This window comes from Vibrio sp. M60_M70, from assembly GCF_037162085.1.
GTDB lineage: Bacteria > Pseudomonadota > Gammaproteobacteria > Enterobacterales > Vibrionaceae > Vibrio > Vibrio diabolicus.
In genome coordinates, this window is sequence record NZ_JARLUL010000001.1 from 2,560,609 (window position 1) to 2,584,488 (window position 23,880).

The following is a 23,880-nucleotide window of genomic DNA, read 5'->3' on the forward strand; positions in this document are numbered from 1 at the left end:
TAACGCTGAATCTCTCCGGATTATTTACTAGGACGTATCACCTAATAAATGTGATCTATAGTTAAAAATTCTATTAATATGTTTAACAAGTTGGATAATTTAGAGCTTTGTGAGATCTTTCTCACGGTTATCCATAAGACGTACCGTTAGTATGCGCCCCACGAGATAAGCCAAACCTTTTTGGCGGCACAACTCAAATGAATTAAACAAAAGTATCATGGTCCCTCTGACCTTGTGGCCGTACAGCGAACGCCCTACAAAAAATAATGATTTTCTGGCGGCCACCCTACTCTTCCTTCTCTTTATCCAACTGTCTTTATTACGCTTTTACGTCATCAGCGTCTTGAACCGCTAAGCGCGCACCTTGCAGTACTAATGCTGTCAGCAAACGAACTTCTGAGGCCAACTCATCATTCCAAGCAGGCCAAATTCGAGAGATGTACGCATTATTGCCTTCGCCCGGGCTCATGAAGCCATCATTGAATGCGTCAGCCATTTTCTTCAAGGATTTCTCTTCGTCATCGACCCACTGACCGCGGCTAAAGCCCGCTTCAACACAAGCCAACGCCGTTTTCGGGAAATAAGGCAAAGGCTTAGTCATGCCTTCGAAGAACAAGCGAACTAATTCAGTCAGTAGCTGTTTGGCATACTGCGCATCGGCAATTTCTGGGTAGATCAAATGCAGCGCGCCTTCTTTACGATCGTAGCCAATCAGATGAGTTTTCTTGGCATAACCCGACGCCGACATGGCAAGGTGATCGATCCACGCTGCAAGGTAATCCTGCGAGCGAATCTTACCGCTTCGGTAACGAATCAACCCAGATTGGTAACACTGGGTTAGCCAACCTGTTAGGCGAACGTTTTTCTCTTCGCCTTCATTTCGCTCAAACAAGGAATCAAACGTCAGGTCGATTTCCAAATCGTCTTGAGGCGCACCAGATAAAAACGCCAGTTTGTCCACCAGCTCTTCCGCCTGAACTCGGTTGGTTTCAAACTCGATATCACCAAACGCCCCCACCGGCAGTTTGCCTTGCGCGCGCTGTTGACTCATAAAGTGTTTAAGCACCTCTGTTTTTTTCTCTGGCTGCATCAATGTCGTTTCAAGCAAGGTTTCTAACAGCTCATCACGCATTTGATAACTTTCCAAACCACCTAAAACAAAGGGTTCGTCGTCTTCCATCACCGGCAGTGGCGGTTCAAAGATTACTTTTAAACGACGATTGAAAAAATACTGCACAGGTAAGCGCCAGAAACGTTGCAACTCGACTAAGTCGAGCTCAAGTGGGTACGTCGCTCCTAACAGATAGTCGTCTAATGCCCGATTAAAATCACGACGAACATAGCCTTGCGATTGACTACTTTGAGTCAATGCCGCTGGAATCCACTCTTTCGCGTAGCTAGCGTGCGTGCCTTGGAACGCACTTGGGCTAAACGGCACCATGGCGTGGGTATTCACCAACGCATTTAATAAGTTGTCGCCAGACTCATCAACGGGCAACGCTTCATCACCACTTAAACAATAGTTTTGGTGGCAGTATTCCATCAGCTCAGAAACCAGAACCGAAGGCACTCGCTCGGTGTTGTCTTGGATTGAACGGCCAACATAACTGATGTAGAGCGTTTGCTGTGCAGACAACATCGCTTCGAGGAATAGGTAACGGTCATCATCTCGGCGCGAACGGTCGCCCGGTTTGGCTCTTCCCGTCATCAAGTCAAAGCCTTCTGGCGGCATGGAACGTGGGTACACGCCGTCATTCATCCCCAGTAGACAAACGGTTCTAAACGGAATAGAGCGCATCGGCATCAGAGTACAAAAGTTCACTTGACCAGCCAGGAAGCGCTGGCTGACTCGTGTGCCAGATAATTTGTCTTGAAGGTATTGGCTGATGATCGACGGCGATAACGCATCATCAAATGCGGCATCAGCTAATTGCTCTTTGAGTTGGTTGAGCGTATCGCGAATGGATTTGAGCGCCATTTCGCCTTCTAACTCAACTGAGAAGAAATCATCCAGCAGTGAAACCAAAGTCTCTCGCCAACCATCAATAGTCTGAACATAAGAAAGTTTGCTGCGATAAGTGCTAATTTGTTGGATAAAGTGTGCCAACTTACCCGCAAGCTCTGCACCCATGCCTTGCACTTCGTTGTACGGAGACAAACTGCCTTGCTCGGTTTCAAACAAACCTGCGGATTCTGGCATCGCGTAGCCGAGCAACATGCGTTGAATACCAAATTGCCATGTGTTTTGACGGGTTTCCGGCAGTTCAAATTCGCGTCCGGTATTGGCATCCAACCCCCAGCGAATTCCCGATTCCTCAACCCATTGTTTGGCTTGTAAGAAATCATCTTCGCTGAGTTCAAAACGCTTTAATATCGCCGGAGTTTCCAGAAGTTCGAGTAGTTCTGATGCCAAACAGCGCGTATTGGGTAAGTTCACCAACTGCATAAATGCGGCCAGAATTGGGCTCTCTTGATCGGCGGTTCGGTCAGAAATCGAATATGGAATAAAACGCTCACCCGGCGCGTTACCAAAGACCGCCTGAATCGCAGGGCTGTAAGCGTTGATGTCCGCGACCATCACGATAATATCGCGCGGTTTTAACGTTGGGTCAGCATCGAACATCGCCAACAGTTGATCATGCAGCACTTCCACTTCGCGCATCGGGCTGTGACAAGCGTGTAGGCTCAGTGATTTATCACCCAAGCTAACCACTTGTTTGTGATGACTGTTTTCAATCTGTTGGTCATCTTGATGTTCTTCAAGATTGAGAATATCCGCTTGCAATTGATGGAGCAGACTGTCGCGCTCAACATCAACAAAGGCTTCAATTTCATGAGATTCCAGCTGAGACAACAGATACATATTGTCGCGCCCGAGTTTACCCATGGATGCCAACAGACTGTTTCCGACCACATCGGTGTGCAGCTCATCGATCACATTATCTTCCAGTGATCCTTTCAGTTGCTCAGTTTCACCTTGCACTTCCGAGTGATCGTCCTGCCACACAACGTGCTGACGATGTTTCGCCGCCAAACGAGCCAGATATTTGCGATCTCGAACTTCACCCCAGTAATAACGACATGGGTTGGTGAACATCAGATGCACGTCGATGTGTTCGCCAATTGCTTTTAGCGCATCCATATAGCGAGGCGGCAACGAAGAAATACCAAAAACAAACAAACGCTGGGGTAAATGGTCAAAATTGCCGTTAAAACTCTCTAACGTGTCGATAAAGTGCTCATAAAGGTTGGCACGGTGATAGGGAGACTGTCCTAATGACACAGTGTGATCATACAACGCTTGCCATAAGATCGGCTGCCACGGATGCTCATCTTCCAGCTCTGGCACACTCTGCCCAGCTTCCCAACTTGCGATCCATTCCGGACGATACACCAAGTAACCATCGAAAATATCGGCAATTTTCTCAGCCAGCTGATACAGCTTAGAGTGATCACTGTCATCTTTGAGGTACTGCGCTAACGGCGAAAACACGTCTTGGTTGAGAAGCCCCGGTAGCAGATGCATCAGCTTCCACGTCATCGCTTCTTTGTTAAACGCACTGCGCTTGGGCACGTCTGGCAACACCTGCGTAAACATTTCCCAAATGAAGGTTGCAGGGAGCGGAAAGTCAATGTTCGCGGCAACACCAAACTCTTTGGCCAATTCCATTTTTAGCCACTGGGACATGCCCGGACTTTGAACCAGAATTTGTTCTTTTTCGAACGGGTTTTCCAGCGGACTGATTCGAATCAGTTCGACAAGGAGTGATTTAAGAACGTCAACTTGGTTGGAGTGATAAACAGTAAACAAATTGGGAATACCGAGCGCCGATTGAAACTGTTAGCTAGCTTAGCACAGCCCGATTTAAACCCGCAGTGATCTCGCGTTCGGAAAAAACAAAAGGTTATATATCACTCAAATAGAGTATGAATCTTCTGAATTTTCACATGTCAATCAAGTATGACACTTCCATACAAAATGTGACATTCGTCGCAACTATTCCATAATAAAAAACACTGTTTTATACTCCCTCTACCCATAATTTATAAACAAACAAAAAGTATGTTTCGCAAACTGTCTTCCAGCAGCGCTTGGCTGATTGCTTTTTTTGCTTGCTTTGCAGTGTATCTGTCGATCGCTTGTTATCCTTTTGTGTTGTCTAACAATCAGAATGAACCGCTAACCTTGTTGCAAGGTTACTATTTAGTTTCGACTCAATATGGCTGGCTGGGCTTGATCGCTCTTCCATTTATGTTGTTGAGTTTATTGCTCTCTTTTCTACCGACTCGAGCATTCAAAGGCATCGTGATCGCTATCGCGATCTGTCTATTGATCATGTTTAAAATCGATATCCTCGTTTTTCAGCAATACAAACTTCACATCAACGCCCTATTAATCCGTATGTTTTTCGAAGGTGGCGGTGATGTCTTCGATATTTCTTGGATGAGTTGGCTAATCTTCATCAGTGAAATTGCCATTCTGGTGATCGGGCTCGCCTGTACCGTTTGGGTAAGTAATAAACTGGCACAAAGCCGAGCTAAGTTCGTTTTGATCAGCGTCTGGTTTGCTGTATTGCTCAGTACACAGATGATTCATGCGTACAAAAACGCGCTTTACGACGATGAAGTCAGTCAGTTTTCGAATAACTGGCCACTTTACTACCCGCTGACGGCCCGTAAATTTATTTACAAACACGACCTAGTGGATGAGAACATTGCATCGAAGAACCGCGTAGAGTTAACCAACATTGAACGTAGCTCACTCAACTACCCGCTTGCGCCGATTCAAGTGCAAAGCAAAGAGAAACAGCCCAATGTTTTGTTTATCTTGGTTGACGCGTGGCGCTACAGTGATGCGACGCCGGAAGTCATGCCAAATGTCAGCAAGTTCGCCGAAAAGACAGTGAATTTCACACAACACATGAGCGGCGGCAACTCAACTCAAGCGGGTATTTTCAGCCTGTTTTACAGCTTGCCAGCGACCTACTGGGAAAGCTTTTACGCAAGCCAACGCTCTCCTGTTTTTATGGATACGCTGCAAGCAGAAGGCTACCGCATGGGCATTTTTGGCTCAGCACCGCTCACCAGCCCGCCACTTTCTCGCACGGTATTCAAAAAAGTGTCGGACTTGACCTTGAAACAAACTGGGGAAACAGCTGTCGAGCGCGATCAGCAGATCACAGACAAGTTCATCGAGTTCCAAAAGCAGGACAGCGACAAACCGTACTTTGGTTTTCTGTTCTACGATGCCGCCCACGGCACGGTGTTTCCTGAACCTGAATTTGCGAAATTCAAACCATACTGGGAACGCGTTGACCACATTTTACTCAACAACGATTTTGACGCTTCGCTTTACCACAATCGATACAAGAACTCGTTGTACTACATCGATAGCTTGATTGGTGATGTGCTGAAAAACGTCGACTTAGACAACACCATTGTGGTGATTTCATCAGATCATGGTGAAGAGTTTAACGACCATAAGATGAACTATTGGGGCCACACGGGTAACTACAGTGACGTTCAAGTACATGTGCCTCTTTACGTGTACATGCCAAATCGTCAACCAGAGCAAATTGATTACCGCACGACCCATTTTGACGTCGTGCCAACCATGATGAATACGCTGTTTGACGTTCAAGGCACAACGAGTTCATACAGTGTTGGTCATAACTTGTTTGATAGCTCTGCCCCTCGCGATTGGTATATTGCTGGCAGCTACTACAACTATGCATTGGTCGGCAAAGAATTGATGCTTGTGGTCAATCCTGGCGGGCACTCTCAGCAACTGAATCGCCAGTTAAAAGTCGAGAAAGAACAGAAAGTTCCTGTCGATATCATTCGTCATTCTCTGGATGAGATGTCGCGATTTTACAAAAAAGGCTAGTGTCCAACATCGACGCCGATTGAAATAAAAAAGCCTCTTGGTTGTAAGACCAAGAGGCTTTTTCCTATCTGCTATTTAAGCGTGATGAGCGTGCATCAAGCGTGGCTGAATCAACAAGTTGTTGATGTATTGTAAGGCCACATAAGAGACAACAAATGTTGCCACAATCAACTCAAGACCAGCTAAGCCTCGCACTTGTTGAACATAGTGCGCAGCCAATCCTTGCAACTCCATCCAATTCGCCATTTTAAACAGCGCCGTCGCACCGATCACCATCGGGAAAGTGAACGCCGCATAGCCTGGGCTAAATGGCAGTCTAAGCAATTTAAAGAATGCGAGGTAAATGATGGCTGTCATCAATACCGCGATACCAAATAGCATAGCGATGATCACTGGTGATGGTGTCGCAGTGACCGTTAAGTACCCCGCCAATGATAGACTTGCTGGCGCTGCCATGATTGCCATTGTTGGTTTCGCTGCATCCGGAATTTCATGGGTAAACATGAAACGGTAAATCATCATCGGCAACATGATCGCGTACGCCACCATACCAAACATCAATGCACCTTGTGCCACTGGCGCTAACATCGGGTTGCCAGAGAAAGACACATCCGCAACGATGATACCCACTGGCGGTACAAACCAACTAGGAACCATGTGGTGCAATTCAAAATCTTTGGCGCGATGGTAAACAAAGCTCACCAAGAACACGATGTGCAAAACCACCGCAATCAGCCAAAGCGCATCGCCAGCTAATGGGTAAAAATGGCCGAGAGAGTTCGATACCACCATAGTGCCCATCGCAAATGTCGGAACCACGCTGCCCACAACCGGATGAGCCAGATCTTGTCTCAATAGATGGTTATGTAGCAAAAACTTGGTTGCTAATATAGCCAACAATACGCTCGCGATACCCGCACTAATCCACTGTCCGTAGCCATGTAATTCGGCGAAGTTTTCCCAGCTCCAGCCTAAGCTTGCAATACCAAGAGCCAAACCCGCCATCGGAGTTGGTGCTCCCATTACTTTTGCTTTTGTTCTTTGAATCATGATGACCTCAACCAGACTCACTCTTGATGGAGCGTATAATACGCTTGCACTTCGTTCTGATATATCTAATTATTTAAAACAAACGTTCAAAATTACTTAACGGTGGGGTATGGCAAGTCACATTTCTCTTAAACAACTGAAAGTGTTTACGACGATCACGCAGCACAAAACGCTCACAGCAGCTTCTGATAGTCTCTTTTTATCGAAAGCGGCAGTGAGCATGGCACTCTCAGAATTAGAAAAGCAGATCGGCCATCACTTGTTTGATCGTGTTAATAACCGACTAATTTTGAACCAAGAAGGTCAAAAACTGCTGCCACTGGCGGATGAATTACTCAACCGAGCCAAAGACATCGAGAGCATTTTCGATGGCGACCAAGCGCTATCGGGCCAACTTCGCATTGGTGCCAGCGACACCATTGGCAACCAAGTCGCGCCCTATTTGCTTAGCGAATTTCGTCAGCAAACGAACCATCATTCTCAAAGTCTGTTCATTTCTAACTCCGCACAAATCTGCGACATGCTGACCGATTACGAGTTAGATATAGCCCTCATTGAGGGCAAAACACTTCACCCTGAATTGCAGTCCACCCAGTTTAGCGAAGATGAAATGTGCGTGATTTGCGCGCCCGATTACCCAGCCGCGCACAAAGGGCCAGTAAACTTAACCGAGCTAGAAAACAGCGAATGGATATTACGAGAGGCTGGATCTGGTTCACGCGAATTTTTTATGCGCGTTGTCGCGCCGCGCTTGGAACATTGGCATGAAGCTTTTCAGCTCAATACCACCGAAGCGTTGATCAACTCAGTATCGGCGGGGTTAGGCTTGGGCTGCTTGTCACGCTTGTCTGCTGAGCCTGCTATTCGTGACGGTCGCGTGCAACTGCTCGACATGCCTTTGGATATGAAACGTCGCTTCTGGCTACTGGTTCACAAAGAGAAATACCAAAGCCCACTACTCAGAACGTTTATCGAATTTTGCCAAGATTGGGAACGACCAAATAACCTTTATCTAGAGAATACGCCCTCCAAGTGAAACGGAGATAGTTTAAATGCTGGTCAGTTAGTTGTACGTGTCTCTCATTCTTAGGCTTGTCGCTAGACTTAACTGGTCAAAAACTGTATAAAAAGCCAGTATCAATACACCAAGTTAGGGGACCAACCATGGCTGTAATCGTCAAGTACGTGGTAGAACGCAATGGAGAAGAGAAAATGACTTTTACCTCTAAAGCGGAAGCTGACGCATACGATAAAATGCTAGACATGGCAGACGAACTATTCACGCTGCTAGGTAAAAGTGAACTTCTAGAAGACGAAGGTAAGCAAGAAGATCTTGCGATGTACCTCGCTCAAAACAAAGAAGAAGTGCTTTACGCACTGGGTGCAAAACGCAAACCAGCACCAAAGAAAGCAAAAAAGCTTGAATCTGTAGAAGACGACAAGCAAGAAGACGCTGCATAAGCCTCTCATTTATTAAAGAAACGCCGCATCATGTGGCGTTTTTTGTATCTGAAGGCATACATCATCATGGAAAGATCGCCCTTTCTTTCGAGCACAGATACGACAAATCGCCTTATTTCATTTCAACAAACACCCGCTAATTGACCACCTCACAACCACATTTCTCATCAGACAGACATATCTCCCAAAAGACAAAAGGTATCCATCTACAGACTTTATCTATTTCCCCTCTTTAAACTCCCTAGCACTCTCATTATGATGGCTGACAACTTAATTATTTCTTGTCAGTGAACAGACGAGACACAAGACTCAACATATGGAGATCAACTATGGCTTTCTTTTCTCTAGCCTTTGGTACAGCGACTAAAAACCGCGATGGCAAAATCATTGAAGCGTTTTTTCCAAACCCAGTTCTTAACCCAAATGAAGAGCTTGTTAACGCACTAGCAGCAGTAGCCGGTTACGAACAAGGCAACCAAGCTATCGAGATCTCTGCAGCACAAAGCGCAGAACTTGCGGCGGCTTTCGAAGCAAACGGCGATGCAGCAAACGCATCTTTCGCAACCAAAGCAGCAGAATCAGCACAGCCGCTTGTACTGGTTATCCTAGCTACGGATGAACAACCACAATCTGTTGCTGAAGGCTTCCTAAAACTTCAACTTATCTCCAACCGTCTAGTTAAGCCACACGGCACAGTACTGGATGGCATCTTCGGTCTACTACACAACATCGCATGGACTAACGAAGGTCCAATCGACCTACCTGAACTGGCTGAGCGTCAAATCGAAGCTCGCCTAGCTGGCCGTACGCTAAGCGTAGATTGCGTAGACAAGTTCCCTAAAATGGTGGACTACGTGGTTCCAACTGGCGTTCGTATCGCAGATACTTCTCGCGTACGTCTTGGTGCACACGTTGGCGAAGGCACAACGGTAATGCACGAAGGCTTCATCAACTTCAACGCGGGTACAACAGGCGTGAGCATGGTTGAAGGTCGTATCTCTGCTGGCGTAGTGGTTGGTAACGGCTCTGACATCGGCGGCGGCGCATCTATCATGGGTACGCTATCTGGCGGCGGCAAAGTGGTGGTTTCTATCGGTGAAAACTCTCTACTAGGCGCGAACGCAGGTCTTGGCTTCCCAATGGGTGACCGTTGTACTATCGAATCAGGTCTATACGTAACTGCTGGTTCAAAAGTGCGCATGCTAGATTCTGCTGGCCAAGAAGTAGAAGTAGTGAAAGCACGCGATCTTGCCGGTGTTTCTGACCTACTGTTCCGTCGTAACTCTGTAACAGGTCAAATCGAGTGTCTTGCAAACAAGAGCGCGGTTGAACTGAACAGCGAATTGCATAAAAACAACTAATAAATAGTTAAGAAAAATCCCCCAGCAGGAAACTGTTGGGGGATTTTTTAGCTTACAGCAAAATGCGTGATTACTGATTTAAAAAGCTGACCGCTTTATCTGGGAAGTCAGTAAACAAACCATCCACCTTCACTTGGTTGTAGTACACATCCATCATGCCTTCAAAACTGTCCGTGTACGCTGGAATGCGTCCTGGATCGGCACGGAACGTGTATGGATGCACTTGCAAGCCAGCGTCTTTTGCAGCCTTCATCAACGGCTTGATGATGATATTGTCTTTGGTTGACTTATCATCCACCAGCATCGGCTTCCAAGGTCCAATACCTTCGGCGTAACTCGCCACTTTCTTCATGCCGTCGGCTTCGAACATCCAATCATAGCTGTATGGCGTTGCTGTATCGCCTTTGTACACCATAGTTTCGTTCCAATCGGTGTAAGCCATGAGCTGAACGAGCTTTAAATCCATGTCCATTGCGGGCATCAACTCACTGTTAATGCGTTGCAGTTCGTTCGCATCAAAACACTGCAGGTAAACTTTGTCGTCTTGCGAGTCGTAACCGTACTGCTTCAAGACTTTAAGCACCGCTTTAGAAATGTCCTTACCTTCATGACGATGGAACCAAGGCGCTTTAATTTCTGGGTAAATACCGATGTCGTAACCCAACGTCTTGTTAAGTCCTTGGATCAGCTCAACCTCTTCAGCAAACGTCGGCACGGTAAAATCCGATTTCCACATTGGGAATCGTGTCGGATAACCAGCGACCTTATTACCTTTGTCATCGATATTAAAGCCTTCAGTTACTCGCAGCGATTTGATTTCCGCCAGTGTGAAATCAATCGCGTAGTAGCGACCGTCTTTGCGTGCGCGATCAGGAAAACGCTCCGCAACATCCGTTACACGATCTAGATAATGGTCATGCAACACGACCAACTGGTCGTCTTTCGTCATTACCACATCTTGCTCTATGTAGTCAGGTTTCATTGCGTAAGCAAGCGCTTTGGCTTCTAGCGTGTGCTCAGGCAAGTAACCCGATGCGCCACGGTGTGCAATTACAAGCGGTTTCGCAATCGCACCAGCTGAGAGGCTAAGTGCTAAAAAAGTAAGACATACTGACTTTGTTTTCATTGTTATTTCCTTGATAAAGCGAAGAGGCAGTATTCCACTGCCTCTTTAAATAAATATTACGCTAGCGCTTCCTTTTCGCGCTCTTTTTGCTCGTGGTGCGCACGCTCACCTAAGAAGGCGTACATCAAACACACAATAGAAGTAATACAAGAACCAACTAAGATGATAAAGCCACCATCCCAGCCAAAGTGGTCTACCGTGTAACCCAGAATCGCGTTTGCAGCCACCGCACCACCTAAGTATCCAAATAAACCAGTAAGACCAGCAGCAGTACCGGCGGCTTTCTTCGGAGCGAGTTCAAGTGCGTACAAGCCAATCAGCATAACCGGACCATAGATTAGGAAGCCAATTGCAATCAGCGCCATCATGTCCACCATTGGGTTACCAGCAGGGTTAAACCAGTAAACCATCACTGCAACGGTCACTAACACCATAAATAAGATGCCAGCAGGTGCACGACGACCTTTGAACAATTTGTCTGAAATCCAACCACACAATAATGTGCCTGGAATGCCGGCCCATTCGTATAAGAAGTAAGCCCATGACGATTTATCTACCGAGAAATCCTTCGCTTCTTTTAGATAAACAGGTGCCCAGTCCAGTACGCCGTAGCGAATTAGGTAAACAAATGCGTTTGCAATTGCAATCGACCAAAGCAGCTTGTTGTTGAATACATACTTAAAGAAGATTTCCTTGGCTGTCATTTCTTGTTCGTGCGACTTGTCATAGTCATCAGGATAATCGTCTTTATACTCTTCGATCGGTGGCAAACCACAAGATTGAGGCGTATCGCGAACCGTCATCCAAACAAACACAGCAACCAACGTGGCGAAAAATGCAGGAACATAAAATGCAGTGCGCCAATCATCGTTAAATGCCCACAGGCCAAGAATAAATAGTGGACCAATCAAACCGCCACCCACGTTGTGTGCCACGTTCCAAACCGAAACGATCTCACCACGCTCTTTACGTGACCACCAGTGCACCATGGTTCGTCCACATGCGGGCCACCCCATGCCTTGGAACCAACCGTTCAAGAAAAGCAAAATGAACATCGCAGTGACGCTGCCAGTCGCCCATGGCATAAAGCCAAAGCAAAACATCACTAATGCAGACATCAGTAGGCCGCCACTAAGGAAATAGCGAGGGTTGGAGCGGTCAGAAACGCTGCCCATTAGAAATTTAGAGAGACCATATGCAATGGAAACAGCTGCCAGCGCGACACCTAAGTCACCGCGGCTAAAGCCTTGCTCGATAAGATAAGGCATCGCCAAACTGAAGTTTTTACGAACCAGATAGTAACCGGCGTAGCCAACAAATATACCGATAAAGAGTTGCCAACGGAGGCGAGAGTAGGTGCTATCGATACTGCCTGGGGACAGACGATCAATGTGCGCCTTAGGTTTGAATATTCCAAACATAGGAACCTCATTATTTTGTATGCGATGGTAAAAAACACAAAAGGAGCGAACGAAACAAATAAAATCTTCGTTCGAAAGTTCATGAATTGTATTGAGTTAGGATTTTATTTCTGTGACAAATGTTGCACATGAATTAAATATAAGTAAATACAGTAAATTAGAGCGCATTAATTAGACCATCGTTCAACTTTACTCATAATTAGTTAATATGAAACTGATGTTTCAACCTCTCATTTGAGCATTCCAATTCGAAACCAATGAAACAAAGGCTCGAATAAGAACACAAATTAACCGTAAAAAGGGTGTTTCACATCCATCCTTGTTACGCGAAACCACTAAATAACTAAAAAGATGAAAAATGTTCGCGCTTAGTATCAAACGAAATAACAAAACTAATGTTATCTGAACTCAAACCTAGACAGTGATTCACGAACACAAGACATAAACCATATTTATTTTCCTCTCCATTTTCATAATTAACACTAATTTGGATAACAAGTTCCTCTCGAGATATAAACATAGCAACGCATTTTCTTATATCACCGCTAGTCCTTGATGTACTTGACCTCACCTTACCTCTTTAGGGTTAATTACTACGCAAAATCTGAGTAATAAATCCCCAAGCACGTAGCAGCTTCACAAAACTCCTCTTACCAGTTGTGCATTCTTTTTCACATCGGTAATTTGAGCGCTTCCAAAACACACTTCGTAGCAAAGAAGTTCTTTTCGTTTTTTTCTTTTTCGATTAAAAGATGCGCCATTTAACAAAAACGAAGACTTTGATTAACAATTTTATGCTCAAACGCTCACTTTTAACGCGCGTTTGTTTTCGCAAACGTTTATATGTGCACAATAGTATCGTGCTAGACAGGCAAAAATGATCAAAGGACTTTTAACATGACAACGAACAAACACCCCTCTCTGCTCGGAGAATGTTTGGCCGAGTTTATCGGTACAGGACTACTTATCTTCTTCGGCGTAGGCTGTGTCGCAGCCTTAGTTCTAACAGGCGCATCATTTGGACAATGGGAAATCAGTATTGTATGGGGCCTAGGTGTCGCCATCGCTATTTACTGTACTGCCGGCGTTTCAGGCGCGCACATCAACCCAGCGGTAACCATCGCACTCGCTATGTTCCATGGTTTTGATAAGGCGAAAGTGGTGCCATACATCATCGCCCAAATGCTTGGCGCATTCTGCTCTGCTGCGTTGGTTTACAGCTTATACAGCAACCTTTTCACCGACTACGAAATCGCACATAACTTCGTCCGCAGTAGCCAAGATGCACTAGCAACCGCTGGTATCTTCTCAACCTATCCACATGCTTCCCTCTCTTTCTTTGGCGCTTTTGCTGTGGAATTCGTTATCACTGCCGTGCTGATGTTTGCGATTTTGGCTTTGGGCGATGAAAATAACGGCGCTGCACGAGGTGCAATGAACCCGCTGTTAATCGGTATTTTGATTGCCGTAATCGGTGGTTCTCTTGGCCCACTAACTGGCTTCGCGATGAACCCTGCGCGCGACTTTGGACCGAAACTGTTCGCTTACTTCGCAGGCTGGGATTACGCTCTGACAGGTGCTAAAGACATTCCTTACTTTATCGTGCCTTTACTTGCTCCGATTGCAGGTGCGTGCTTTGGTGGTTGGTTGTACCCAAAAGCGATTGCAGCTTACCTTCCACAACAAGGCCACGGCTGTACAATTCCAAACCAATGTGAGACGGAAGAAGAAACAGAAGAAGCTAGAGCTTAAAACTGACGCAACTCGAACATTTACTAAAATATAAATAACGAAACAAAAGGATTCTTACCATGACTGAGCAAAAATACATTGTTGCCCTAGACCAAGGTACGACAAGCTCTCGCGCAGTAATTCTTGATCATGACGCGAACATCGTAAGCGTCGCACAGCGCGAATTTACTCAGATTTATCCAGAGGCAGGTTGGGTAGAGCATGACCCAATGGAAATCTGGGCAACACAAAGCTCTACGTTGGTAGAAGCTCTAGCTAAGTCTGGCATCCGTAGCGACCAATTGGCGGCTATCGGTATTACTAACCAGCGTGAAACCACCATCGTCTGGAATAAAGAAACAGGCAAACCCGTTTACAATGCGATCGTATGGCAATGTCGCCGTACTGCTGACATCTGTGAAGATTTAAAAGCGCGTGGTCTAGAGAACTACGTACGTGACAACACAGGTTTGGTGCTTGACCCTTACTTCTCAGGTACCAAAGTGAAATGGATTCTGGACAATGTTGAAGGCGCGCGCGAAGACGCAGAAGCAGGCAAGCTGTTGTTCGGTACCGTCGATACTTGGTTAGTTTGGAAGATGACTCAAGGCCGCGTTCACGTGACCGACTACACTAACGCATCGCGTACCATGCTATTTAACATCAACGATCTATGTTGGGATCAGAAAATGTTAGATGAGCTTGGTATCCCAGCATCTATGATGCCAGAAGTAAAACGTTCATCGGAAGTTTACGGTAAGACCAACATTGGTGGTAAAGGCGGTACTCGTATTCCTATTTCTGGTATTGCTGGCGACCAACAAGCTGCGCTTTACGGCCAAATGTGTGTTGAAGCGGGTCAGGCGAAAAACACTTACGGCACGGGTTGTTTCTTGCTAATGAATACGGGCCAAGAAAAAGTCACTTCGACGCACGGCCTACTGACAACTTTGGCTTGTGGTCCGAAAGGTGAGCCTGCTTATGCGCTTGAAGGTGCCGTATTCATGGGTGGTGCTTCTATCCAATGGCTACGTGATGAATTAAAAATCCTGAACGGTGCAGAAGACTCTGAATATTTCGCAACCAAAGTGGATACCTCAAACGGCGTTTATGTCGTGCCTGCCTTTACTGGTTTAGGCGCACCATACTGGGATGCCTACGCACGTGGCACGATTGTCGGCCTTACTCGCGGCGTGAACTCAAACCACATTATCCGTGCGACTTTGGAAGGCATCGCTTACCAAACTCGTGACGTACTGGATGCGATGCAAGCCGATTCAGGTATTAAGTTGGCGAATCTTCGCGTCGATGGCGGTGCGGTAGCGAACAACTTCCTAATGCAGTTCCAATCCGATGTATTGAATACAGAAGTACACCGCCCTCAAGTAACAGAAGTGACGGCTCTTGGTGCAGCCTACCTTGCAGGCCTTGCCGTGGGTTACTGGGACAGCATTGACGAGTTGCAGAATAAAGCGGTGCTTGATCGCACGTTTGAGCCGCACGATGATGAAGAAAAGCGCAATCGTCGTTACAAGGGGTGGAAACGCGCAGTGAAATGTGCGCAAACCTGGTCTGAACTTCACGACGAAGAAGATTAATCTCACCTCCATACGAAAAAAGAGCGCCATTTGTGCGCTCTTTTTGCGCTTTGCCCCTGATTCCTGAACTCGCTTACTTCTCACAACGCGCAAATTCGAGCACAATAGAGCTTCGAATTTGAAGCATTGGCCGTTACCAATGCACAAGGGAGTGGTAAGTGAAGCAAATACCTCGACACCAACAGATTGTTGAGTTGGTGAAAAAACAAGGCTATGTCAGCACGGATGAGTTGGTAGAAAGATTCAATGTCAGCCCACAAACCATCCGACGCGATCTCAATGAACTCGCCGACGACAACAAAATTCGTCGTTATCACGGTGGTGCAACCATCCCTCTCAGTTCTGAAAACACATCTTACAACACGCGTAAAGCGCTCAACTTCAATGAAAAAGATGTCATTGCAGACGAGGTGGTCAAGCACATTCCTGATGGCGCGACTCTATTTATTGATATCGGCACCACACCAGAAGCGGTTGCGCGAGCGCTCAATAAAAACCATAAACAGCTACGCGTGGTTACCAACAATATCAACGTGGCAACCATTCTCTTCCCCAACCCAGAGATCAAAGTCATCTTAGCTGGCGGTGAAGTTCGAAGTCGCGATGGAGGCATTGTTGGAGAAGCCACTCTCGACTTCGTTAAACAGTTCCGTCTCGACTTTGGCATTCTTGGCATCAGTGGTATCGACTTTGATGGCTCGCTATTAGACTTTGATTACCACGAAGTCAGGGTCAAACAAGCGATCATCGACAACAGCCGCAGTGTATTTCTCGCCGTCGACCACACCAAATTTGGGCGGAATGCCATGGTGAAGCTAGGCAATATCGCTCAGCTCAACATGATCTTTACCAACAAGCAGCCACCAGAAGAAATCTTGTCGATTTTAAAAGAAGCTTCAATTCCGCTTGAAGTCGTTGAAGCGAACGAGACAAACTTCGAAAACGAGTAGTTTCAATCATTAATTTGCCTCTCAAATGACCTCTGTCTTAATTAGGCAGAGGTTTTTTTGTGCCTAAATCACACAAAACGCTCACAAACGAAAATAATAGATGATCACAAACGAAACCTAAGCTAGGATTAGATCATGTTCTAAAATGCTCGTTCGCTCACCAAGAGGTCAAATTTATGAGTATACAAAAAAATGCTTCCACTACTAGCTCATCCACTACCTTAGACTTGATCGTAATTGGTGGCGGCATCAACGGGGCTGGTATTGCGGCAGACGCAGCTGGCCGCGGTTTGAGTGTTGGCCTATACGAAGCAAATGACTTCGCGTCCGCTACTTCTTCGGCAAGTTCTAAACTGATCCACGGCGGTTTACGCTACCTTGAACACTACGAGTTTCGTTTGGTTTCGGAAGCGCTCGCAGAGCGTGAAGTTATTCTTCGCAAAGCGCCTCACGTTGCCCTACCAATGCGTTTCCGTTTGCCTCATCGCCCATTCCTACGCCCAGCTTGGATGATTCGTTGTGGTCTGTTCCTTTACGATAACTTGGGTAAACGTACGACTCTGCCAGGCAGCAAAACAGTCAACTTAGCGAAATCGGGCTTGCTAAAACCAGAAATGAAAACCGGTTTCGAATACTCTGACTGTTGGGTTGATGACGCGCGTTTAGTATTACTTAACGTTCTGGCTGCTCGTGAAAACCATGCAGAAGTACGTAACTACTGCCGCGTAGAAAAAGCACACCGTGAAGGTGGTATCTGGCATGTCACAATTCATGACGTGATGACAGACCAACGTTTCGAACGCAAAGCAAAAGCACTAGTAAACGCAGCTGGCCCTTGGGTAAAACAGTTCTTTGATGATGGATTAGAGCAAGCCTCTCCTCGTAACATTCGCTTAATCAAAGGCTCGCACATCGTTGTTCCTCGTATCCACAACGAACCGCAAGCCTACATTCTTCAAAACAAAGACAACCGCATCGTATTTATGATTCCTTACTTAGATAAGTTCTCAATCATTGGTACAACAGATGTGGAATACAAAGGTGACCCACGCGAAGTGGCAATCTCAGATGACGAAGTCGATTACCTCATCGACATCGTAAACCAACACTTTGTCCACCAGCTGACTCGCGAAGATGTGGTTTGGACATACAGCGGTGTTCGTCCTTTATGTGACGATGAATCTGACTCTCCGCAAGCGATCACACGAGACTACACGCTAGAACTCGATGCGGAATACGACCATGCACCTCTGCTTTCTGTCTTTGGTGGTAAGCTGACGACCTACCGTAAGCTGGGTGAAGCGGCAATGAAAAAGCTAGCTCCTTTCCTACCAGAGATGGGAAGCGACTGGACGGCAAATCAAACCCTACCTGGTGGTAACTTCAGCTGTAGTCGTGAACAATTAGCTAAACAAATTCATGCTAAATACGCTTGGGCGCCAGAAGCATTGATTCTTCGTTACGTGACACAATTTGGTACCCAAACGTGGAACTTAATGGAAGGCACAGCAAGCGAAGCTGACCTTGGACACGCGTTCTCATCGCAAGCCGGCGGTGTTTACCAACGTGAGATCGACTACTTAATGAACCATGAAATGGCAATGACCGATGAAGACATTTTGTGGCGTCGTACCAAGCTTGGTCTGTACATGAACGACGAAGAAAAGCTGGCTTTATCGGACTATTTAAAAGAAAAGCTACAGCAGAAAGTGGTTAATCTTTCTCAAGTTGGCTAGCTGCTCCTCCCCTCCCCACTAGAAAGCCTGCCTCACTGCAGGCTTTTTTATTTTGCTGTTTTTACACCACACTTTGGCTTGCTTCACTTGATTACAAATAAGAGCAACTATTCATAGACATTTAGCGTTAAATGCAATCATACTCATTTAAATAATTACCCCTGAATAACTTCATGGCGCTAGGTTCAGAACGTTATCACTGATGCACTTCCCGGAAAATAATGCAGCGGAAGAACAGGCTCTTTCCGAGTTATTTGGGGAAAGGCTCAGACAAGGAAAAGAAAATGGGTTTTATGATTGAACATTGGGATTTTTCAACCCCAGAAGCAACTCAGCAATCCACAACGGCGGAGCAGATTCAAGCCAAACATTGGTACCATTGTGAGCGGCTGCATCCCGATATTCGGGGCTGGCTAGAACAAAACCAAGTGCCACGTGCCACTGTTGATCACCTGTTAGCCGACGAGAGCCGACCGTCTTTCCACCCTTTGGATGACGAGAACTTCATGTTGATTTTACGAGGCGTCAATATGAATGGCGATGCTTCACCAGAAGACATGCTCAGTATTCGAATTCTCTATTTTCAAGGCGCACTGATTTCAACACGTAAGATCCCATCGCGTGCCATCATGGAAATTCGTCAAGCCTTGGCGGAACACAAAGGTCCGAAAAGCCTTGCTGGTTTACTTCATCAGATTATTGAAGGATTAAATAGCAAAATAGACGTTTACCTCGATACGATTGAAGAGACGTTAAACCAGTTTGATGTGAATGATGAATCGACGTACAAGCATATGGCGACTCAAAAAGCGCTTATCTCCATCAAACGTTTTATTCGCCCTCAGCAATATGCTATTCGAGATCTCGTTGAATCAGAGTCCGAGTTGGTGGCTTTAAGGCCCCATCAATATCGCTTCGCCCACAATAATATTACGCGCATAAATGAAACACTTGAGTTTTATCTTGGAGAAGTCGCTCTCTTTCAAGAAGAAATCAAACATCATCGTGACGAGAAAACTAATAAAAACAGTTATCTATTTACCTTGGTGGCGACTATTTTCTTACCAACCAGCTTCCTAACAGGTTTGCTTGGCATCAACATTGGCGGTATGCCAGGCGTGGAATCCGCCATGGCGTTCACCTGGTTCTGTATCGCTTTAATTGTCATCTTTGCTCTAGAGTGGTGGCTATTCAAACGCTTGGGGTTCACGAATAAAACGGACGACGAAGACGAATAAGCGCTAATCCTATAAAGAACAAAAATCAAAAGAGGAGCGCGCGGCTCCTCTTTCTCTACTCACATTAGCGCCCTATCCGGGATGACCATCAACGCGAGGGGTAATAAGCATCACGCCAAAGCGCCAAACAAACAGGCCAAATGCGACAATCCACAATCCGCCACTGATATTAATCCACAGCATCATATTTGCAGGATCAAATATCACGGCAAAACTGCGAACCAAAGCTGCCGCGGTAATCGCCGCAAACGCAAGGCTCATGTTCGGACCTTTGTAGATCATGCGACCAGTATGTCCCATCGTCACGCGTGCGATCATCGCTAAAATCAAGCCGCCTAATGCACCTATCGCAAACAGGTGAATCAGGTTATGGCTGGCAAATGCATCTCCCCAAGTGCCTCGCAAAATTAAGCTTAGTGGCAAACACAAATACGCAGCATGCAGCGACCACACTAAAGGCTCGCTCAGGGTTAACCAAGGTTTCCAGCGAACAAAACGCACCAACTGAGCAACTCCTGCAAACAGCATCAACGGATTACCTAGTTCTGCAAACGTCACAGGGAAAAAGCTCAGCACAAATAGCATTACCAACGGCAAGTTCGCGAACCAATCTAACCAAGCCAATGGTTGCGCTTTTTCGAAATTAAATCGACGCGCAGTAAAGAATGGAATCACACGCCCGCCCATGACCGACAGCAACAACGTAAACCACCACAACATCGCCTGCCATACAGCAGAAGAGCTAAACGGCGGCATGCCTTTTATTGTTGCGTAGCTTGCAAAGTTCGCAAAAATGGCCAAAAGAAACAGCGGCACAAAAAACAGATTACGCCAACCTTTGGCTCGATAAACACGAATGCCTACCTCATAGGCAACAAACAACAAAAATACCGCTTCAATGCTGCTGGTTAACCATAACGGCGCTGGCGTCCAAAGCAATATTCGGGGCGCGAGCCATAAGCCAAATAAGACCAAAAGCGTGTAATGCTTGGTACCATTAATGCCAGTCCAGTTTTGTACCGCGGTCAGTACAAAACCAACCACAATCGCCATCGAAAAGCCGAACAACATTTCATGTACGTGCCACCATAATGCCGGTACAGCTAATGCGTTTGGCTGTCCGCTCTGGAACATCCACACCCACAACGCGATCGCAACAATGGCGTAAATCGACCCAAACAGAAAAAACGGCCGAAAGCCTAATCGCAGCCATGCGGGGATTTTTTCTTCCACTTTTTTATCGGTGATATTCAGCATTATCTTGCCCTCAAGCGTCTCTTGATGCTGGTTAACTCAACTACAATATTGATGCTACCACAAACATGCATAAAAAATACATGTTAAGAGTTAAGATTATACTTAAGAGGTAAAGTTGTGCTTCAGAGGCGGGTTAGGTATAAACGGTGAGAGACACAACCATCAGTTAAGGGATGCAACGAAGATGTACATATTTGGCTATGGCAGTTTGATTAATTCTGCGTCACGTAAGTTAACCGGACAAACGGGAGAAGCCATTCCCGTCATTGCTCATGGACTGGTGCGATACTGGGGAAAAATTGATGACAGCTACACTCTGTCTCCTCTGGTTGTAAACCAAGGCGATGGGCAGGTCAACGGCGTTTTACTCGAAGTGAATGAAGAGGCTCTCGCAGAATTCGATCGCCGTGAGCGTGGTTATCATCGTATTCAAATTCAGCCAGATCAAATCGAATCGGACGCGAACTTTAACCAAGAACATAGCATCTGGGTTTACGTAAAAGATGAGCCATTACCACCGTGCGTAAAAAGCCCAATCATGCAAAGCTATGTCGATACCGTGCTAGCAGGTTGCTTGGAAGTATCTCATGCGTTTGCAGAGCATTTTGTGCGTCACACCATTGGCTGGCAACACGCAAAAGAAAATGACCGCCACCAACCTAAATATGGCAACCTTGCAGGCGTGCAAGAGCATCATTACGAGTTGATTGATAATCTAATCAAAAAAGGAGCCTAACGGCTCCTTTTTAGTATCTATGTTTTGCTTATGCGAGCTTAAAACTTGTAATCAACGCCAACGTACAGGCTGTCAAAATCAAATTCAAGATCGCCACCACCTTCAACATCGATGGTTACTGTAGAAGCACGGTAGCCACCAGAAACAACCAGACCTGAAGCAAATTCATAACCCACTTCAGCACCATAGTTAAAGCCTGCATCGCTACCATCAGTCTTACCAGTGAAACCAGAAAGGTTTGATTTTGCCTCTAAATCAACCCCCGTTACACCTAGACCAACAACAGCACCAACATAAAAACCAGTGCCAGAGAATTGGTACTTAGGTTTAGCATTAAGGTTGAATGAATAACCTTCAACAGTAGCTTCTAACCAATTACCCGCGCCCGATGCTTTTTCTTCGAAGCTACCGTAGTAAATGTACTCACCTTCTAAAGCCAATTTGAAGTTTTCTGAATATTGCAGCTCTTTACCTACCGCAATACCCAAACCTGTAGCTGAAGAGCTGTAAGAGTGACCTTCAACTTCAAGATCAGAGTTAAGAATATCTGCGCCAACATACCAGTTACCTTTTGCTTGAACTGACGCTGAAGCAACCACTGCACCTAAAGCCAATAATGGCAATACTTTTTTCATTATAATTTCCTATATTTTTCATACTGTTAAACAGTTTTTAAAGCGCGGAGATTATGAATAGAGTTGAATATATTCCTATTGATTTATTTATAAAATGAGACACAAAACATAAACACGAACAATAAAACGTTTGCTTGATTAAACTCTAAACAACTCTCACCCCAGTCGGCATCGCTCTTTCTGGCGTTAGCAACACACTTTCGGATTCATCATCCGTTTCTGCGCACAACAACATACATTCTGAGGTTTCGCCGCGCATTTTGGCTTTGGCAAGATTACACAACACGACCACTTGTTTGCCCATCAACTCTTCCTCGGTGTAATAAGGTACTAAGCTGGTTACGGTTTGCAGTGTTTTTTCACCAATATCAATTTGCACAATGTACAGCTTGTCTGCATTTTGATGACGAGCCACTTCAATGATTTTTCCGGTACGAATTTCCAGTTTGGCAAAATCAGAGTAAGCGATAGTTTCCATAATTAAAACCTCAGTAAAGTTTTACTAAAAAGATAACGTTTACACTATCAGTAAGCTTAATAAATACAAGTGGTAAAGATCTCATTTCCGAAAGCAACCCCCTATCAAATTGCACTTATTACACAATGGGTGTTTAATACTTCCAGTCAAAATTTTTAGCCACTAAAGGTTCTATATGGCAACGATCAAGGATGTCGCGAAAGAAGCCGGTGTTTCGGTCGCAACGGTTTCTCGCGTGATCAACAAGTCCCCAAAAGCCAGCCAATCATCGGTAGAGTCGGTCACCAAAGCAATGAGCAAATTGGGTTACAGACCCAATGCCGCAGCTCGTGCCTTGGTGAGCCAAAGCACAAATACCATGGGTGTGTTGGTGAGTGATGTGTCCGATCCTTTCTTCGGCACACTGGTCAAATCAGTCGATAATGTCGCGCGCGAAAATGGCAAACATATCTTGATTGGCAACGGTTACCATAATCCAGAAGATGAGCGTCAAGCCTTAGAATTGCTGATCAACAGCCGTTGCGATGCAATAGTCATCCACTCGAAAGGCTTATCTGATGAGGATCTAATTGGCTACGCCCAAGAAGTAAAAGGTATGGTGCTTATCAATCGTCATATCCCAGAGCTGGCTGAACGCTGTATTTCCCTTGATAACCGCAAAGGAGCATTCCTCGCAACAGAATATTTGATTCGTCATGGGCATCGCAAAATCGCTTGCATTGCCTCATCCCACGATATCGAAGATACCGATGAGCGCTTGCAAGGTTACCAAGCCGCATTGAAAGAACATGGTATTGAACTCTCCAAAAGCTACATCGAATACGGTGAGCCCAACAGTGATGGTGGCGAAGTTGCGATGACTAACCTGTTAACCAAATCTTTGGAGATTACTGGAGTAGTGGCCTACAACGACTACATGGCCGCTGGCGCACTGGCAGCGTTGGATCAAAATGGCATTGACGTACCAAGTAAGGTTTCTATGGTCGGGTTCGATGATGGCTTAATCGCCCGCTTTGTTCACCCTAGCTTGACTACTATTCGCTACCCAATCGAGATGATGGCAGAACGAGCCGCCCGTTTGGCTTTGGCGCTATCTCGTGACGAAAAAATTGAAGACGAAACCATTATTTTTAGCCCAACTTTAGTACGAAGAAATTCTGTTGAGCGTTGTTGATGGTGGATAACCTGTAAATTGAAAACGAAAGCCCGCTCAGG

At 45.8% G+C, this 23,880-nt stretch carries 18 protein-coding genes; 11 read left to right on the top strand and 7 right to left on the bottom strand.

Annotated features, from left to right (window positions below; genetic code table 11):
- Positions 1 to 319: 319 nt before the first annotated feature.
- Positions 320 to 3,811 (bottom strand): exodeoxyribonuclease V subunit gamma, encoded by a 3,492-nt coding sequence (gene recC / locus P4S59_RS11915; protein ID WP_337168448.1) that lies wholly within the window; start codon positions 3,809 to 3,811, stop codon positions 320 to 322.
- Between the two features lie 252 nt (positions 3,812 to 4,063).
- On the opposite strand from recC, the gene P4S59_RS11920 reads away from it, so the two are divergent.
- Positions 4,064 to 5,887, top strand: a complete 1,824-nt coding sequence (locus P4S59_RS11920) for a DUF3413 domain-containing protein (protein ID WP_337168449.1) — start codon at positions 4,064 to 4,066, stop codon at positions 5,885 to 5,887.
- Positions 5,888 to 5,962: 75 nt separating this feature from the next.
- Here P4S59_RS11920 and P4S59_RS11925 read toward each other — a convergent pair whose 3' ends face one another.
- Entirely contained in the window at positions 5,963 to 6,937 is a 975-nt protein-coding gene (locus tag P4S59_RS11925; RefSeq protein WP_023584104.1) for a TDT family transporter, read from the bottom strand.
- Between the two features lie 109 nt (positions 6,938 to 7,046).
- On the opposite strand from P4S59_RS11925, the gene P4S59_RS11930 reads away from it, so the two are divergent.
- From P4S59_RS11930 to dapD, 3 genes are all read left to right on the top strand, one after another.
- Positions 7,047 to 7,973, top strand: coding sequence for a LysR family transcriptional regulator (locus tag P4S59_RS11930; protein WP_145532635.1), 927 nt, complete (start codon positions 7,047 to 7,049; stop codon positions 7,971 to 7,973).
- Positions 7,974 to 8,101: 128 nt separating this feature from the next.
- Positions 8,102 to 8,398, top strand: coding sequence for a YebG family protein (locus tag P4S59_RS11935; protein ID WP_046875002.1), 297 nt, complete (start codon positions 8,102 to 8,104; stop codon positions 8,396 to 8,398).
- Between the two features lie 329 nt (positions 8,399 to 8,727).
- On the top strand, positions 8,728 to 9,759 hold the full coding sequence (dapD, locus tag P4S59_RS11940; protein WP_012841475.1) for a 2,3,4,5-tetrahydropyridine-2,6-dicarboxylate N-succinyltransferase: 1,032 nt from the start codon (positions 8,728 to 8,730) through the stop codon (positions 9,757 to 9,759).
- Positions 9,760 to 9,829: 70 nt separating this feature from the next.
- Here the strand turns inward: dapD and glpQ are convergent, their stop codons facing one another.
- Positions 9,830 to 10,885: a glycerophosphodiester phosphodiesterase gene (gene glpQ, locus P4S59_RS11945; protein ID WP_150919325.1), complete on the bottom strand. Its 1,056-nt coding sequence runs from the start codon at positions 10,883 to 10,885 to the stop codon at positions 9,830 to 9,832.
- A gap of 56 nt (positions 10,886 to 10,941) precedes the next feature.
- Positions 10,942 to 12,306, bottom strand: a complete 1,365-nt coding sequence (gene glpT, locus P4S59_RS11950; protein ID WP_006742417.1) for a glycerol-3-phosphate transporter — start codon at positions 12,304 to 12,306, stop codon at positions 10,942 to 10,944.
- An 897-nt stretch (positions 12,307 to 13,203) separates the two neighbouring features.
- Here glpT and P4S59_RS11955 point away from each other — a divergent pair.
- The 5 genes from P4S59_RS11955 to P4S59_RS11975 all read left to right on the top strand — a co-directional run bounded on the left by P4S59_RS11955 (position 13,204) and on the right by P4S59_RS11975 (position 19,559).
- Positions 13,204 to 14,058 (top strand): MIP/aquaporin family protein, encoded by an 855-nt coding sequence (locus P4S59_RS11955; protein ID WP_046875005.1) that lies wholly within the window; start codon positions 13,204 to 13,206, stop codon positions 14,056 to 14,058.
- Positions 14,059 to 14,117: 59 nt separating this feature from the next.
- Positions 14,118 to 15,635, top strand: a complete 1,518-nt coding sequence (gene glpK / locus P4S59_RS11960) for a glycerol kinase GlpK (RefSeq protein ID WP_006742415.1) — start codon at positions 14,118 to 14,120, stop codon at positions 15,633 to 15,635.
- A 158-nt stretch (positions 15,636 to 15,793) separates the two neighbouring features.
- Positions 15,794 to 16,585: a DeoR/GlpR family transcriptional regulator gene (locus P4S59_RS11965; RefSeq protein ID WP_006742414.1), complete on the top strand. Its 792-nt coding sequence runs from the start codon at positions 15,794 to 15,796 to the stop codon at positions 16,583 to 16,585.
- A gap of 176 nt (positions 16,586 to 16,761) precedes the next feature.
- Positions 16,762 to 18,321, top strand: a complete 1,560-nt coding sequence (gene glpD, locus P4S59_RS11970) for a glycerol-3-phosphate dehydrogenase (RefSeq protein ID WP_074191728.1) — start codon at positions 16,762 to 16,764, stop codon at positions 18,319 to 18,321.
- A 284-nt stretch (positions 18,322 to 18,605) separates the two neighbouring features.
- A complete protein-coding gene (locus P4S59_RS11975; RefSeq protein ID WP_012841472.1) occupies positions 18,606 to 19,559 on the top strand; it encodes a CorA family divalent cation transporter in 954 nt (317 codons plus the stop codon).
- Between the two features lie 72 nt (positions 19,560 to 19,631).
- Here P4S59_RS11975 and P4S59_RS11980 read toward each other — a convergent pair whose 3' ends face one another.
- Positions 19,632 to 20,816, bottom strand: a complete 1,185-nt coding sequence (locus tag P4S59_RS11980) for an NnrS family protein (protein WP_337168450.1) — start codon at positions 20,814 to 20,816, stop codon at positions 19,632 to 19,634.
- A 184-nt stretch (positions 20,817 to 21,000) separates the two neighbouring features.
- On the opposite strand from P4S59_RS11980, the gene P4S59_RS11985 reads away from it, so the two are divergent.
- Positions 21,001 to 21,552: a gamma-glutamylcyclotransferase family protein gene (locus P4S59_RS11985; RefSeq protein ID WP_114323574.1), complete on the top strand. Its 552-nt coding sequence runs from the start codon at positions 21,001 to 21,003 to the stop codon at positions 21,550 to 21,552.
- Positions 21,553 to 21,590: 38 nt separating this feature from the next.
- Here P4S59_RS11985 and P4S59_RS11990 read toward each other — a convergent pair whose 3' ends face one another.
- Together P4S59_RS11990 and P4S59_RS11995 are read right to left on the bottom strand one after the other, a co-directional pair.
- Positions 21,591 to 22,187, bottom strand: coding sequence for an outer membrane beta-barrel protein (locus tag P4S59_RS11990; RefSeq protein WP_012841470.1), 597 nt, complete (start codon positions 22,185 to 22,187; stop codon positions 21,591 to 21,593).
- A 145-nt stretch (positions 22,188 to 22,332) separates the two neighbouring features.
- Positions 22,333 to 22,665 (bottom strand): tRNA-binding protein, encoded by a 333-nt coding sequence (locus P4S59_RS11995; RefSeq protein ID WP_337168451.1) that lies wholly within the window; start codon positions 22,663 to 22,665, stop codon positions 22,333 to 22,335.
- 175 nt (positions 22,666 to 22,840) lie between these two features.
- On the opposite strand from P4S59_RS11995, the gene P4S59_RS12000 reads away from it, so the two are divergent.
- Entirely contained in the window at positions 22,841 to 23,839 is a 999-nt protein-coding gene (locus P4S59_RS12000; RefSeq protein ID WP_053809256.1) for a substrate-binding domain-containing protein, read from the top strand.
- Positions 23,840 to 23,880 lie beyond the last annotated feature (41 nt).